This is a genomic window from Streptomyces africanus (genome assembly GCF_002150735.1).
Classification (GTDB): Bacteria; Actinomycetota; Actinomycetes; order Streptomycetales; family Streptomycetaceae; genus Streptomyces; species Streptomyces africanus.
In genome coordinates, this window is record NZ_MUKA01000463.1 from 15496 (window position 1) to 29097 (window position 13602).

11 protein-coding genes are annotated in these 13602 nt (G+C 72.0%); 8 read left to right on the forward strand and 3 right to left on the reverse strand.

The window, feature by feature from the left end; genetic code table 11:
• The first annotated feature begins 44 nt into the window (after nucleotides 1–44).
• Nucleotides 45–515: a hydroxyphenylacetyl-CoA thioesterase PaaI gene (gene paaI, locus CCL05_RS39845; protein WP_425275980.1), complete on the forward strand. Its 471-nt coding sequence runs from the start codon at nucleotides 45–47 to the stop codon at nucleotides 513–515.
• Entirely contained in the window at nucleotides 512–1813 is a 1302-nt protein-coding gene (paaK, locus tag CCL05_RS39850; protein ID WP_086565488.1) for a phenylacetate--CoA ligase PaaK, read from the forward strand. The genes paaI and paaK overlap by 4 nt, the downstream gene beginning before the upstream one ends.
• A gap of 241 nt (nucleotides 1814–2054) precedes the next feature.
• On the opposite strand, the gene CCL05_RS39855 is transcribed toward paaK, so the two are convergent.
• Both CCL05_RS39855 and CCL05_RS39860 read right to left on the reverse strand, forming a co-directional pair.
• Complete coding sequence (locus CCL05_RS39855) at nucleotides 2055–3245, reverse strand: PP2C family protein-serine/threonine phosphatase (RefSeq protein ID WP_086565489.1); 1191 nt, start codon at nucleotides 3243–3245, stop codon at nucleotides 2055–2057.
• 101 nt (nucleotides 3246–3346) lie between these two features.
• Nucleotides 3347–4105, reverse strand: a complete 759-nt coding sequence (locus tag CCL05_RS39860) for an IclR family transcriptional regulator (RefSeq protein WP_086565490.1) — start codon at nucleotides 4103–4105, stop codon at nucleotides 3347–3349.
• A gap of 211 nt (nucleotides 4106–4316) precedes the next feature.
• Here CCL05_RS39860 and CCL05_RS39865 point away from each other — a divergent pair, with 211 nt between their 5' ends.
• The 6 genes from CCL05_RS39865 to CCL05_RS39890 are packed head-to-tail and all read left to right on the forward strand — an operon-like array spanning nucleotide 4317 to nucleotide 12156.
• Nucleotides 4317–5900: an ABC transporter substrate-binding protein gene (locus CCL05_RS39865; protein WP_086565491.1), complete on the forward strand. Its 1584-nt coding sequence runs from the start codon at nucleotides 4317–4319 to the stop codon at nucleotides 5898–5900.
• A 2-nt stretch (nucleotides 5901–5902) separates the two neighbouring features.
• Nucleotides 5903–6859 carry an ABC transporter permease gene (locus CCL05_RS39870; RefSeq protein WP_086565492.1) on the forward strand — a complete coding sequence of 319 codons (957 nt, stop codon included), beginning with the start codon at nucleotides 5903–5905 and terminating at the stop codon, nucleotides 6857–6859.
• A complete protein-coding gene (locus tag CCL05_RS39875) occupies nucleotides 6856–7740 on the forward strand; it encodes an ABC transporter permease (protein ID WP_086565493.1) in 885 nt (294 codons plus the stop codon). Before CCL05_RS39870 ends, CCL05_RS39875 begins: the two co-directional genes overlap by 4 nt.
• Entirely contained in the window at nucleotides 7740–9488 is a 1749-nt protein-coding gene (locus CCL05_RS39880; protein ID WP_086565494.1) for a dipeptide ABC transporter ATP-binding protein, read from the forward strand. Before CCL05_RS39875 ends, CCL05_RS39880 begins: the two co-directional genes overlap by 1 nt.
• Entirely contained in the window at nucleotides 9485–11491 is a 2007-nt protein-coding gene (locus CCL05_RS39885; protein ID WP_086565495.1) for a CocE/NonD family hydrolase, read from the forward strand. Before CCL05_RS39880 ends, CCL05_RS39885 begins: the two co-directional genes overlap by 4 nt.
• Complete coding sequence (locus tag CCL05_RS39890) at nucleotides 11458–12156, forward strand: TetR/AcrR family transcriptional regulator (RefSeq protein WP_086565496.1); 699 nt, start codon at nucleotides 11458–11460, stop codon at nucleotides 12154–12156. The genes CCL05_RS39885 and CCL05_RS39890 overlap by 34 nt, the downstream gene beginning before the upstream one ends.
• On the opposite strand, the gene CCL05_RS39895 is transcribed toward CCL05_RS39890, so the two are convergent.
• Nucleotides 12145–13194, reverse strand: a complete 1050-nt coding sequence (locus tag CCL05_RS39895; RefSeq protein WP_086565497.1) for a LacI family DNA-binding transcriptional regulator — start codon at nucleotides 13192–13194, stop codon at nucleotides 12145–12147. The genes CCL05_RS39890 and CCL05_RS39895 overlap by 12 nt on opposite strands.
• Nucleotides 13195–13602: the final 408 nt, after the last annotated feature.

Genomic DNA, 13602 nt, shown 5'->3' on the forward strand with positions numbered 1-13602 from the left:
GGCAATGCCGAAGCTAACCGAATGGTCGGTCGGGTCACAAGATGATGCGATCGAACTACAGGGTGGTGCGAGAAGTGACTCATACCGCTGACGTGACGCCGGCCGCGGAGGCGATGTTCGCCGCGGACGAAGCCTCCCGCGGCCTGGGCGTGGAGCTGCTGGAGCACGGTGAGGGGACCGCCGTCCTCCGCATGACCGTGACCCCGGCGATGGTGAACGGCCACGGCACCGTCCACGGCGGCTACGTCTTCCTGCTCGCCGACAGCGCCTTCGCCTGCGCCTGCAACAGCCATGGCCCGACGACCGTGGCGGCCGGGGCCGACATCACCTTCGTGGCTCCGGCGTACGAGGGCGATGTCCTCGTGGCCCGCGCCGAGGAGCGGACCCGGTACGGCCGCAGCGGCCTCTACGACGTGACCGTCCTGCGGGGTGAGGACGTGATCGCGGAGTTCCGGGGCCGCAGCCGCAGCATCGGGGGCACGAGCGCGCGTACGACGCCGAAGGAGTCGCGATGACGGGCGAGCTCCTCCCCCACGATCTGCTGGACGACGCCGAGCGCCTCACCCGCGAGCAGCTGCGCGAGCTCCAGCTCGACCGGCTGCGCCGGAGCCTGCGACACGCCTACGACCATGTGGAGGCGTACCGGAAGAAGTTCGACGCCGCCGGGGTCACTCCCGAGGACTGCCGCTCGCTGGAGGACCTTTCCCGGTTCCCCTTCACGACCAAGGCCGATCTGCGCGACACCTACCCGTTCGGCATGTTCGCCGTCCCCATGGACCGGATCCGCCGGGTCCACGCCTCCAGCGGCACCACCGGCCGCCCCACGGTCGTCGGCTACACGGAGAACGACCTGTCGATGTGGGCGGACCTGGTCGCCCGCTCGATCCGGGCCGCCGGCGGGCGCCCGGGGCACAAGGTGCACATCGCGTACGGGTACGGGCTGTTCACCGGAGGCCTCGGCGCGCACTACGGCGCGGAGCGCGCCGGCTGTCTGGTGATCCCGGCCTCGGGAGGCATGACCGCACGCCAGGTGCAGATCATCCAGGACTTCCAGCCCGAGATCATCATGGTCACCCCCTCCTACATGCTCACGCTCCTCGACGAGTTCGAGCGTCAGGGCGTCGACCCTCGCTCCACCTCGCTGAAGGTCGGGATCTTCGGTGCCGAGCCGTGGACGGAGGAGATGCGCCGCGAGATCGAGGAGCGCCTGGACCTCCACGCCGTCGACATATACGGCCTGTCCGAGGTCATCGGCCCGGGCGTCGCCCAGGAGTGCGTGGAGACCAAGGACGGCCTGCACGTGTGGGAGGACCACTTCTACCCCGAGGTCGTCGACCCGCTCACGGGCGAGGTGCTGCCCGACGGCGAGGAGGGCGAACTGGTCTTCACGTCCCTGACCAAGGAGGCCCTGCCGGTCGTCCGCTACCGCACCCGCGACCTGACCCGGCTGCTGCCCGGCACGGCCCGGCCCGCCTTCCGCCGCATCCAGAAGATCACGGGCCGCTGCGACGACATGATCATCCTGCGCGGGGTGAACGTCTTCCCCAGCCAGATCGAGGAGATCGTCCTGCGCACACCCGGCGTCGCCCCGCACTTCCAGATCCAGCTGACCCGGCGCGGGCGCATGGACCACATGACCGTCCACGTCGAGACCCGCCCCGGCACGCCCGCCGACGGGCGCGAGGCCGCCGCCCGCGCGATCGCACAGGATGTCAAGGACGGCGTCGGCGTCACCGTCGACGTGGCGATCGTCGAGCCGGAGACGCTGGAGCGGTCGGTCGGCAAGCTCCGCCGGGTGAAGGATCTGCGTTGAGGTCCTACCGCTCGGCTGCCGGGCAGCCGGTTTCAGTGGACTGGTTGTGCAGATAGCGAGACTGTTCCAGCGGTGTGAGCGTGGTGTCGATGGCCTCGCAGATGCTGCGGATCGCACGGGCCGGCCAGACGGCGGTGACGGCCGCCGTGGCGTTCAGCCCCGACGGCCGGTTGCGTCGAAGCGCCGAGCCGATCTGCGGCCGCAGATTGGCACGCCGCGTGCGGCCGAGTGAGGACGAGCGTCAGCGGCATCCCGCCTCGGAAGCCGGAGCGTGAACCGTGGGAGCCATGCTGCCGGCCCCCGGTTTACGGATCAGGAGCAGTGCCGCGTCGTCGTGCAGTCGACCGCCGACGTGGGCCAGCAGTTCGTCGTGGAGTGCGCCGAGGGTGCGGGACGGGTCGTGGGAGACGTGGCGCTCCAGTCCTTCGGCGAGCGGGTAGAAGGCACGGCCGTGGTCGCGGGCCTCGGTGACACCATCGGTGTAGAGCAGCAACTGGTCGCCGTCGGCGAACGGGAGCGCCTGGAGGCCGGGCGCGTGGCCGGCGAGGGCGCGCAGTCCGAGGGGCGGGGACGGAAGATCGGGCTCGACCGGCGTGACATCTCCGGAGGCCCGCACCAGCAGTGGAGGCGTGTGCCCGCAGTTCACCACCTCCAGACGTCCTGCCTGCGGGTATCCGGCGACTATGGCGGTGACGAAGTCGTCGTGGCCGAGATTGCGCGCCAGGCTGCGCTCGATCCTTTCGACCACGGCGAGCAGGTCGGGCTCGTCGTGGGCGGCCTCGCGGAAGACACCCAGCACCAGGGCGGCCGTACCCACGGCGGGCAGTCCCTTGCCCCGCACGTCGCCGACGATCAGCCGCACGCCGTGCGGGGTGGGTATCAGGGCGTAGAGGTCGCCGCCGATCCGGGCCTCTGCGGCAGCCGCGCTGTAGCGAACGGCCACCTGAAAGGGTCCGACGGTCGCCGGCACGGGCTTGAGCAGCGCGTGCTGGGCGGTCTCCGCGACCGAGCGGACGGCAGCGAGCACCCGTTCACGGCGTCCGCGCAGGGCGCTGGCCAGGCCGCTCGCGAGGGTGACGGCCATCAGGGCCGACAGTACGGCGGCCAGTTCCCGGCCCGGCACCCCGTCCCGGATGCCGAGTGTCGCACCGAGCGTCACGGCGATGAACCCGATCCCGAGGACCCCGCGCGAGCCGTTGGTCGTGGCCGCGAGGGCCGGACCGGCCGCGAGCAGAGGCAGCCAGATCATCCCCGTCCCGTCGACGATGTCACCGAGCACGACGACGCAAACCAGGAGTACGGGCAGGAGGGGGGCACCTGCGGCCCAGTGCGCGGCGACGCGCCGGCGGGCCGAAGCCCAGGCGCCGGCCACTCGGTCCCTGAACGGCCGTACAGGCCGGTAGTCGCCACCAAGGTCTCGCGCTTGGCTCATGTTCTGTCCGCAATCCTCACCTGTGCGCGGGGCACAACCCCTGAAATCTCGGTTTCATCCAGAAAACGGGGTGAGGCCGGACACCCACAAGGTGAGGATTTTCAGATAGTGAGCGAGAGACTCCGGGTCACCCGGCTCGCGGTCGGGAGCAGCCGCTCCCGGACCTCCTGCAGCCGGGAGAGCCGGTTCACCGGGAGCGAGACGCCGAGAGAACCGATGGTGTCCCCGCTGTAGACCGGGACAGCGACACAGACCGTGCCGAGGGCGTACTCCTCCAGGTCCGTGACGGCCGGGGCCATGGGGGCGGTTTCCAGCCGCCGGAGCAGTTCCGGCAGGCTGGTGATCGTCCGTGGCGTGAGGTCGGCGAGGTGATGGCGGGAGAGGTAGTCCTTGCGGTCCTCGACGTCCATCTCCCGCAGCACGGACTTGCCCAGTGCGGTCGCGTGCCCCGCGTCCTCGAAGCCCACCCAGAGATCCACCCGGGGCGTCCCGGGGCCGTCGACGATCTCGGCGACCCGGATCTCGCCCTCCTCGTAGAAGGTGAGGTAGGCGGCGGACGCGAGCTCGTCCCGCAGCGCGCCGAGCGTGGGCCGGACACGGCTGAGCAGCGCCTGCGCCCGGCCCGTGGTCCCCAGCGCCTGCAGCTTGTCACCGAGGATGAACCCGCCGTCGTCCAGCTTCCGCACGTACCCGTCGTGGACCAGGGTCCGCAGCAGGTGATAGGCGGTGGCCAGGGGCAGGCCCGTCTCGCGTGCCAGTTGCTTCGCCGGCGCGCCGTTCTCATGCGCGCTCACGGCCTCCAGCAGACGCATGGCCCGCTGGACGGAGGTGATCAGCGTGGGCACGGCTTGCTCAGCCATACGACCAGCGTGCGTCAGGCGTACGCCACGGGCAAGCGTCCGGGCGGAGCCGCGGCATCCGCACCCGCCCTCCCTCGGGCACGGGGCGGCGATGGTGTTTGTAACGACTTCTTCACAGCCCGAAGGGTTGGCTTGAAACCGCCTGCTCGCTATCGTTCACGCACCTCACTCAATCGTTCAGCGAACGAATAGCGACAGGGAAGGTCGGTTCATGTCCGACATCCACCCCCCGGGGCGCCGCTCGGTGCTCGCCGTGGGCGCCGCGGGTGCGGCCTCGCTCGGCGCGTCCTGGCTGCTGTCCGGCTGTTCGGGCGCCACCGCCGCTCCCGTACTGCCGGCCGCCGCCCGGCAGGGCAGGCCCGACCGCGGCGGCACCCTGCGGATCGCCCGTCCGCCCGCCTCCGACGCCGAGACCCTCGATCCGGCCAGTGCCCTGTCGGCGTACGAATACCTGGGCGCGCTCTACAGCCGGCTGGTCCGCATCGGCGCGGACGGCCAGGTGGCGCCCGACCTCGCCGAGTCCTGGGAGCCGGACAGCGCAGCACGCACCTGGACCTTCCGGCTCCGCAAGGGCGTCACCTTCCACGACGGCCGTGCCTTCACCTCCGCCGACGCCGCCTACACGCTGCGTCACATCCTCGACAAGGCGACGGCGTCCCCGCAGGCCGGCGTCCTCGCCCCGCTCGTCGACCCCGGGCGGCTGCGCACACCGGACGCGCACACCCTCGTCGTTCCGCTGAAGACCCCGAACGCCGAGTTCCCGAGCCTGCTCACGCACTACAACTGTTACGTCGTCCCCGAGGGCAGCGGGAAGTCCATCGGCCGCACCGGCATCGGCACCGGCCCCTTCCGGCTGGAGTCCTTCGCACCGGCCGGCCCCGGCCGCGTCACCGCGTACAAGGACCACTGGGCGGGCCGCCCCGTGCTCGACGCGATCGCCTTCTACTCGGTCGCGGACATGTCCGCCCGCTCGGGCGCCCTGCTCGCCGGGCAGGTCGATCTGCTGTCCCAGACCAATCTGGACTTCGCCACCGCCCGCGTCGTGGCCGCCTCCGACCGCGCCACCATCGCCCGGGTGAAGAACGCCCAGTGGTACGTGCTGCCGATGCTCACCACCGACAAGCCCTTCACCGACGTCCGCGTCCGCCGGGCCATGAAGCTCGCCTACGACCCCGAGCACATCGTGAAGGCCGCGCTGCAGGGCGCGGGAAGGGCCGGCTGGGACAACCCGGTGCCTCCGGACGACCCGGCACACATCGCCGCGCACCCCGAGCACGATCCGGAGCAGGCGCGGTACCTGCTGAAGAAGGCGGGCCACGAGAACCTGGCCGTCGACCTCTATACCTCGGCGTACGACCCCCTCTTCACCCCCATGGCGCTCGCCTACCAGGAGTCGGCGAAGCGGGCGGGCGTCCGGATCCGCGTCAAGACGGCATCGGCGGACTCGTACTACACACAGATCTGGATGAAGCAGCCGCTGATGGCCACCTACTGGTACACCGGCCGGCCCGTCGACCAGCTCTTCAACCAGGTCTTCCGCGGCGGCTCCTCGTACAACGAGACCGCCTGGTCCGACAAGGGCTTCGACGCGCTGCTCGACCGGGCGCGTGCCGAGACCGACGACACCAGACGCCCTGACCTCTACGGCGAGGCGCAGACCTGGGTGATCGACAAGGGCGGCGCGATGACCCCGATGTTCGCCGACCGGCTGGTGGGCATCTCGCGCAAGGTGCGCGGTTACGCCGAGCACGGCTTCGAGTTCGACTACCTCGGCATCGGCCTGAAGGGGGCCTGACCATGCTCTCCTTCGTCGCCCGACGGACCGTGGCAGCGCTCGGCACGCTCCTGCTCTCCTCGCTGCTGGTCTTCCTCGCCGTGCAGGCCCTGCCCGGGGACGTCGCCACCCAGGTCCTCGGCAGGGACGCGACCCCGCAGGCGGTCGCCGAGCTGCGCGGCAGTCTCGGACTCGACCGGCCCGCCTTCGAACGCTACGGCGACTGGATGTGGGGCGCCCTGCACGGCGACTTCGGCACGTCCCTCGTCTCCGGGACGGCGGTCGGCGGTGACGTCGCGCAGTACCTGGGCAACTCCGCGCTCATCGCCCTCATCACCATCCTGTTCGCGGTGACCGGCTCGCTGCTGCTGGGCATCCTCGCCGGGCTCTACCGCGACCGCTGGCCCGACCACCTCATCTCGACGGTCAGCCTCGTCGGCATGAGTGTCCCCGAGTTCGTCGTGGCCACCGTCCTCGTGCTGTGCTTCTCGGTGGCACTGCCGTGGTTCCCCGCGGTCGTCCTCTACGGTCCCGACGCCACCGTCGGCCAGCTCCTGCCCGCCGTCTGGCTCCCGGCCCTCGCCCTCGCGGTGGTGATGGCCGCCTACATCGTCCGCATGGCCCGCACCTCGGTGATCGACGTGATGGCGAGCGAATACGTCACCACCGCCCGCCTCAAGGGCCTGTCCACCTGGCGGGTCGTCACCCGGCACGCCCTGCCCAGCGCCCTGCTGCCCGTCCTGCACGTGATCGCGCTCAACGTGGCCTGGCTGCTGGGCGGCGTCGCCGTCGTCGAGAACGTCTTCAACTACCCGGGCATCGGCAAGCTGATGCTCTCCTCGGTGCAGAACCGGGACCTGCCCGTCGTCCAGGCCATCGCCCTGATCAGCGCCGTCGTCTACGTCGTGTGCAACCTCGCCGCCGACCTCGGCGCCATGGCCCTCAATCCCAGGCTCCGCACCCGAGGGAGGACCCGATGACCACGGTCGACACCGTCCGGGCCGACGCCCCGGCCCCGCGCGCCGCCCGTGCGTGGCGCACTCTGCGCTCCTCGCGCGCGGCCGTCGTCGGGCTCGCGATCGTCGCCGTCCACGTCGTGATCGCGCTGCTGGCCCCGCTGCTCACCTCGTACGACCCGATCGCGGGCAACGCCTCGCAGGCCCTGCTCGGTCCGGGCGGGGCGCACTGGGCGGGCACCGACCAGTACGGCCGCGACGTCCTCGCGCGTGTCCTGTACGGCGGCCGGTACGCGCTCGGAGTGTCCGTCGCCGCCACCGTGGTGAGCGTCGCCCTCGGCACGGTCATCGGCTGCGCGACCGCCCTGCGCGGCGGCTGGTTCGACGACGTGACCGGGCGGGTGCTGGACGCCGTGCTGGCCATTCCGGCGGTGCTGGCGCTGCTCGTGGTCGTGACCGCGCTCGGCACCGGACCGGCGGTCATCGTCCTGGCCGTCGCCGTCGTGTTCGTGCCCCAGGTGGTACGGGTCGTGCGCGGGGCCGCCCTGGCGGTCGTGCCCGCCGACTACGTGACCGCCGCACGGGCCCGTGGGGAAGGCACCTGGTCGATCCTGCGCCGTGAGATCCTGCCGAACATCGTCGACGTGGTGTGCGTCGAGTTCGCGATGCGCGCCTCCTGGGTCGTGCTGCTGATCTCCTCGCTGTCCTTCCTCGGCTTCGGCGCCGACCCGCCCACTCCCGACTGGGGCCTGATGGTCGCCGAGAACCGCACCGCCATCACCGTCGTGCCGATGGCGAGCGTCGCGCCGATCATCGCCCTGGCCACGCTCGTGATCGGACTCAATCTCGCGGCCGACGGCCTGTCCAAGGCCTGGGGCGTCGACCGGATCACGGAGGGCTTCTGATGACCCCGCTCGTCTCCGTCAACTCCCTGTCCGTGGCCTACCGTTCCGGCGGTCGTCGGATCCCCGTGGTGCACGAGGTGTCGCTCGAGGCCGCCGCGGGGCGGACACTCGCGCTGGTCGGCGAGTCCGGCAGCGGCAAGTCGACCCTCGCCGCGGCCCTGCTGGGACATCTGCGGCACGGCTCCCACGTCACCGGCGGTTCGGTGACGGTGGACGGCCGGGACGTCTTCGCCCTGTCCGCTCCCGAGCTGCGGCGGCTGCGCGGCCGGACCGTCGCCATGGTCGCCCAGAACGCGGGCCAGGCGCTGACACCCTCCATGCGCGTCGGCCGGCAGATCGCGGAGGCGGGCGGCGACATCCCCGTCACCGAACTGCTCGACCAGGTCCGGCTGCCGCGCCCCGCCGAACTGGCTCGCCGCTATCCGCACGAGCTGTCCGGCGGCCAGCAGCAGCGCGTCGCCCTCGCCATGGCCCTCGCCGCCCGCCCCAAGGTGCTGGTCCTCGACGAGCCGACGACCGGCCTGGACGTCGTCACCCAGCGGGGCGTGCTGGACCTGATCGCCGCCCTGCGCGATGAACTCGGACTGGCGGCCGTGCTGGTGAGTCACGATCTGGGCGTCGTCGCGCACCTGGCCGACGAGGTCTGTGTGCTGCAGTCGGGCCGGGTGGTGGAGTCGGCGCCCACGCGGCAGCTGTTCGCGCTGCCCGAGCAGCCGTACACGAAGCGCCTGCTGGCGAGCGTGCCGCGGCTGGACGACGCCGGTCTCGCTCTCGTGCGGGAGACGGGCGAGCGCGAGATCCGCCCGAAGGCTGTCGTGCCCGAGGACGCGCCGATCGCCGTCTCGGCCCGTGACATCACCGTCGACTACGGCAGCTCCCGTGCCGTGCACGGTGTCTCCTTCGCGGTCCGGCGCGGTGAGGTGCTCGCCCTCGTCGGCGAGTCGGGCAGCGGCAAGTCGACGCTGGCCTGGGCCCTGGCGGGGCTGCGCACACCGTCCGGCGGCGCCATGAGCCACGAGTCGGGCGATCTGGCCCGGCCCGCGCAGCGGCGGCCGATGTCCCTGCGGCGACGGGTGCAGCTCGTCTTCCAGAACGCGGACACCTCGCTCAACCCGCGGCGCTCGGTCGGCGACGCCATCCGGCGCCCGCTGCGGTTCTTCGGCACGGCCTCCGGCCGGACGGAGTCGGCCGAACGTGCCCGGCAGCTCATCGCCGACGTACGCCTGGACCCGGCGCTCGCCGACCGGCTGCCCGCCCAGCTCTCCGGCGGCCAGCGTCAGCGCATCGGCATCGCCCGGGCGCTGGCGGGCGAGCCGGACGTCCTCATCGCCGACGAGATCACCACCGCGCTGGACGTCTCCGTCCAGGCCGACGTACTGCACCTGGTCGACGACCTGCGCCGGGAACGAGACCTGGCCTGCCTGTTCATCAGCCATGACCTGGCCGTCGTCCGCGGCATCGCGGACCGCGTGGTCGTCCTGCGCGGCGGTGTCGTGGTCGAGGAGGGCCCGACCGAAGCCGTCTTCTCGGCTCCCCAGCACCCCTACACGTGCCGGCTGATGGCGGCCGCCCTCGAACCCGACCCCGACGCCCAGCCGCCGGTCGAGGCGACCCCCGACTGGGCCGACGCCGCCCAGGAGGGCGAGGTGTGGACCGACCACGGCGGCGGCCACCGCGCACGCCGCTGGCGGCCCGCCGGCACCCCTGACGACAACCCGACCGCTCCCGTCGCAGAAGGAGTTTCGTGAAGTACCGCGACCGGTTCGCACGCCAGGTCGTCCGCGAGGACGTGTGGATCCCCACCCGGGACGGCACGACCCGCCTGCACGCCCGCGTCTGGCGCCCGGCCGACGCCGAGACGGCCCCCGTCCCCGCGCTGCTCGAGTACCTGCCGTACCGCAAGAGCGACTGGACCGCCCCGCGCGACGCACAGCGCCACCCCTGGTACGCTGGCCACGGCTACGCCTCCGTCCGGGTGGACATCCGCGGCCACGGCGACAGCGAGGGCACACCCGGCGACGAGTACGACGCCCAGGAGCTCGCGGACGGCGTGGACGTCGTCAACTGGCTTGCCGCACAACCCTGGTGCACCGGCAAGGTCGGCATGTTCGGCATCTCCTGGGGCGGTTTCAACTCCCTCCAGATCGCCGCCCTCGCCCCCGAACCGCTCAAGGCGATCGTGACGGTCTGCTCCACCGACGACCGCTACGACAACGACGTCCACTACACGGGCGGTGCCGTCCTCGGCATCGACATGCTCGCGTGGGCCGGCACCATGCTCGCCTTCACCGCACGCCCGCCGGACCCAGCGAACGTCGGCGCGGAACGCTGGCTTCCCATGTGGCGCGAGCGCCTCGACACGCTCGAGCCCTTCCTGCACACCTGGCTGGAGCACCAGCAGCGGGACGACTACTGGCGGCACGGCAGCGTCTGCGAGGACTACACGGCGATCGACGCGGCCGTGCTCGCGGTCGGCGGCTGGAACGACCCGTACCGGGACACCGTGCTGCGGCTCGTGGAACACCTCCCCGGCGAACAGGTGCGGGGCATCATCGGCCCCTGGTCGCACCAGTACCCCGACCGCGGACTGCCGCCCGGCCCGGCCATCGGGTTCCTCCAGGAGACACTGCGCTGGTGGGACCAGCACCTCAAGGGCATCGACACCGGGGTCATGGCGGAGCCGTTGCTGCGCGCCTGGCTGGGCGACCCCGTACCGCCCGCCCCGTCGCACGAGGAGATGCCCGGACGCTGGGTGAGCGACGCCGAGTGGCCCAGCCCGGACGTCACGTGGGACACCCGTCCGCTCGGCGAGAGCCACGACCCGGTCCTCGTACGTTCCCCACAGCACACCGGCCTCGACGCCGGCCGCTTCTTCCCGTTCGGCAACGCCGCCGACCTGCCGCCCGACCAGCGCGAGGAGGACGGGCGATCCGTCTGCTTCGACTCCGCGCCCCTCACCGAACGGGTCGAGATCCTCGGCCGACCCCGCGTCCGTCTCCGCCTCGACAGCGACACCCCACGAGCCCATGTCATCGCCCGCGTGTGCGACGTCGCTCCCGACGGCTCGTCCACGCTCGTCACCCGGGGCGTGCTCAACCTGCTCAGCCGACGGGGTCGTGAGCACGCGGTCGAATGGACTCCGGGGACGTACGAGGACGTCGAGTTCGAACTGAACGGCATCGGCTACGCCGTCCCTCCCGGTCACCGCATCCGTGTCGCCGTCTCCGACGCCTACTGGCCCTGGGTGTGGCCGCACGGCGAACGCGGGGCGCTGCACGTCGTTCCGGCCGGCAGCGCGGTCCTGCTGCCCGTGCGCGAGGCCGCCGACGAGGCCTCCGTCCGCTTCGAGGAACCGGAGCAGGCGGTACCGCTGCCGGTCACCTACGACACTCCCCCGGACCCCCGCCTCGAGCGGCTGATCACGCACGACGTGGCCAAGGGCGAGTGGACCCTGGAGGTCGACCCCGGATACGGGGGGTCCCGGACGTACCCGGACGGGCTGCGCTACGAGGAGAGCGCCCGCGAGACGTACACCATCCGCACGGACGACCCGCTGTCGGCGCGAGCCGTCTCCGAGTGGCGCATCCGGTTGCGGCGCGGGGACGACTGGGACGCTGAGATCATGACGCGGACGGAGCTGCGCGCCACGGCCGCGGAGTTCATCATGGACAGCCGTATCGAAGCGCGGGGGAACGGAGAGACAGTGGCCGAGCGCTCATGGCACCGCACCACCCCGAGGACGTCGGGATGACGGCCGCCGAGCAGCCGCGGCAGGGCGCGAGGGGCCCGCGCCGTGCCGTCGCCGCCCGCGACCGGACCCGGCAGCCCACCGAGGTGCGCCGGCGCCTCATCGTCGACGCGGCCGTCCCGCTGATCGCGGAGCGCGGTTACAAGTCGGTCGGCGTGCGCGATGTGGCGGCCGCGGCCGGAGTGTCCGTCGGCACGGTCACCTACCACTTCGACAGCGTGCAGGAGGTCCTCTCCGAGGCCATGGTGCTGCACATCGAGCAGTACTACGCGGCGCTCAGCGAGGCCGCCGAGCAAGCGACCAGCGGGGCCGAGGCGCTCAGGCTGCTGGTCGACGCGCTGTTCACCGAGGACACCGACCGGCACTGGCGGATGTGGTTCGACTTCTGGCACGCGGGCGAGCAGAGCACGGACGAGGCGTTCGCCCGGGGGCAGGCCGACCGATACGGGGCCTGGCACCGGCAGATCCACGACTTGGCCGAACGGGGCGTCGCCGACGGCGAGTTCAGCTGCGACGACCTCGACGGCTTCACGGCCCGCTTCGCCGCCCTCGCCGACGGTCTCGCCCTGCAACGGCTGCGCCAGGCACCTCCTCTGACCACGCAGGAGGCACGACACCACCTCAACCGGTTCATCGAACGGGAACTCGTTCCGCGCTCACCCGCGTGACGGTGCCCGCAGCCGTGGCGGTGCGGTCGAGGCGCGGACGACGAGTTCGACCGGTGGGTCGTTCACCGGCGGCAGGTCCGCGTCCGGGTGCTCGATCGCCCGCACCAGGAGCCTGAGCCCCTCTCGCGCCACGGCGTCGAACGGCTGGCGCACCGTGGTCAGCGGCGGGGTCACGTACGCGGCGACGGGGATGTCGTCGAAGCCGACCACGCTGACGTCGTCCGGCACGCGCCGCCCGGCCTCCGTCAGGGCGCGGATCACGCCGATGGCCATGTCGTCGTTGGCGGCGAACACGGCGGTGACGCCGCCGTCGGCGGCGAGCACGCGGCCCGCCTCGTGGCCCGACGCGGCCGACCAGTCGCCGACGAGCACGGCCGGCTGCTCCGCGCCCCGCACGGCGAGGGCGCCGCGCCAGCCCGCCAGACGGTCCCGGGCGGCGAACCACCGTTCGGGGCCCGCGACGTGGTGGACCGTCCTGTGGCCGAGGTCCAGCAGATGCTCGGTGGCCGTGCGGGCGAGGAGTTCGGCGCCGACGCCCGTGGCGACGGTCCGGGTGCCGCCGAACACGGCCGGCGCTCCGAGGACGAGGACCGGCACGTCGACACTGAGGGACACCGCTCCCTCGTCGATGGGCTCGGAGACGACGATGCCGTCCACGCCCTGCTCCAGCAGCGACTCCACGGCGCCGACGACACCTCCCGGGTCGCCTTCGAGGGTGTTGACCACCCGCAGCGCGTATCCCGCGTCCCGCGCGGCCCGCTCGACGCCGATCAGGAGTGACGCCGGCCCGTAGAGGGCGGTCCCGAGCGTGACCACGCCGATGGAGCGGGTCCGCCCGGAGGCCAGCGCCCGGGCCGCGCTGTTCAGCCGGTAGCCGAGTTCCCCGGCCGCCTCCAGCACCCGCCGCCGCACCTCGTCGGAGACGTACCGCTCCCCGTTGAGGACCCTCGACACCGTCTTCTGCGAGACGCCGGCCAGCCGCGCCACGTCCACGCTGCGCGGCGCGGGGCCACCGGCCCGTCCTCCCCCTCGCGTCATGCGTCTCTCCCTGGTCCTGGTGTCCTGCCGGACTGCGCAGTCATGCGTACGCAGTGAAACGGGCCGCGTCAAGCGCGAGCAACCGCGGCCTGAAAGGTTTTCCGGTGCCGCGACCACGCCGTGGGCACACGCGTCGGCCCCACCTCATCGCCGGTTCTCCAACTGCGGTATTTCACAGCTACCTTGACACTTCATCAGCTCCCTTCTACGTTGCGAAAACCTTTTAGGTCGTTTCCGTGCTCTTCCCGGTCCGGACAGGGAGCATCCGATGAGAAGACCACTGGTACTGCTGGCCGCACTGGTGCTCGGTGTCTGTTGCCTCGTCCCGGCCGGTCCGGCCGGGACGAGGCAACAGACACCGAGCACCAGTGCGGCCAGCAGTACCAGTGGTCTTCTCATCGGATGCTC

Coding starts and splice junctions, on each gene's coding strand:
- CCL05_RS39880 (WP_086565494.1), top strand. CDS start 7,740: ATGACCCCGCTCGTCTCCGTCAACTCCCTGTCCGTGGCCTACCGTTCC.
- CCL05_RS39875 (WP_086565493.1), top strand. CDS start 6,856: ATGACCACGGTCGACACCGTCCGGGCCGACGCCCCGGCCCCGCGCGCC.
- CCL05_RS39890 (WP_086565496.1), top strand. CDS start 11,458: ATGGCACCGCACCACCCCGAGGACGTCGGGATGACGGCCGCCGAGCAG.
- paaI (WP_425275980.1), top strand. CDS start 45: ATGCGATCGAACTACAGGGTGGTGCGAGAAGTGACTCATACCGCTGAC.
- CCL05_RS39860 (WP_086565490.1), bottom strand. CDS start 4,105: ATGGCTGAGCAAGCCGTGCCCACGCTGATCACCTCCGTCCAGCGGGCC.
- CCL05_RS39865 (WP_086565491.1), top strand. CDS start 4,317: ATGTCCGACATCCACCCCCCGGGGCGCCGCTCGGTGCTCGCCGTGGGC.
- paaK (WP_086565488.1), top strand. CDS start 512: ATGACGGGCGAGCTCCTCCCCCACGATCTGCTGGACGACGCCGAGCGC.
- CCL05_RS39855 (WP_086565489.1), bottom strand. CDS start 3,245: ATGAGCCAAGCGCGAGACCTTGGTGGCGACTACCGGCCTGTACGGCCG.
- CCL05_RS39870 (WP_086565492.1), top strand. CDS start 5,903: ATGCTCTCCTTCGTCGCCCGACGGACCGTGGCAGCGCTCGGCACGCTC.
- CCL05_RS39895 (WP_086565497.1), bottom strand. CDS start 13,194: ATGACGCGAGGGGGAGGACGGGCCGGTGGCCCCGCGCCGCGCAGCGTG.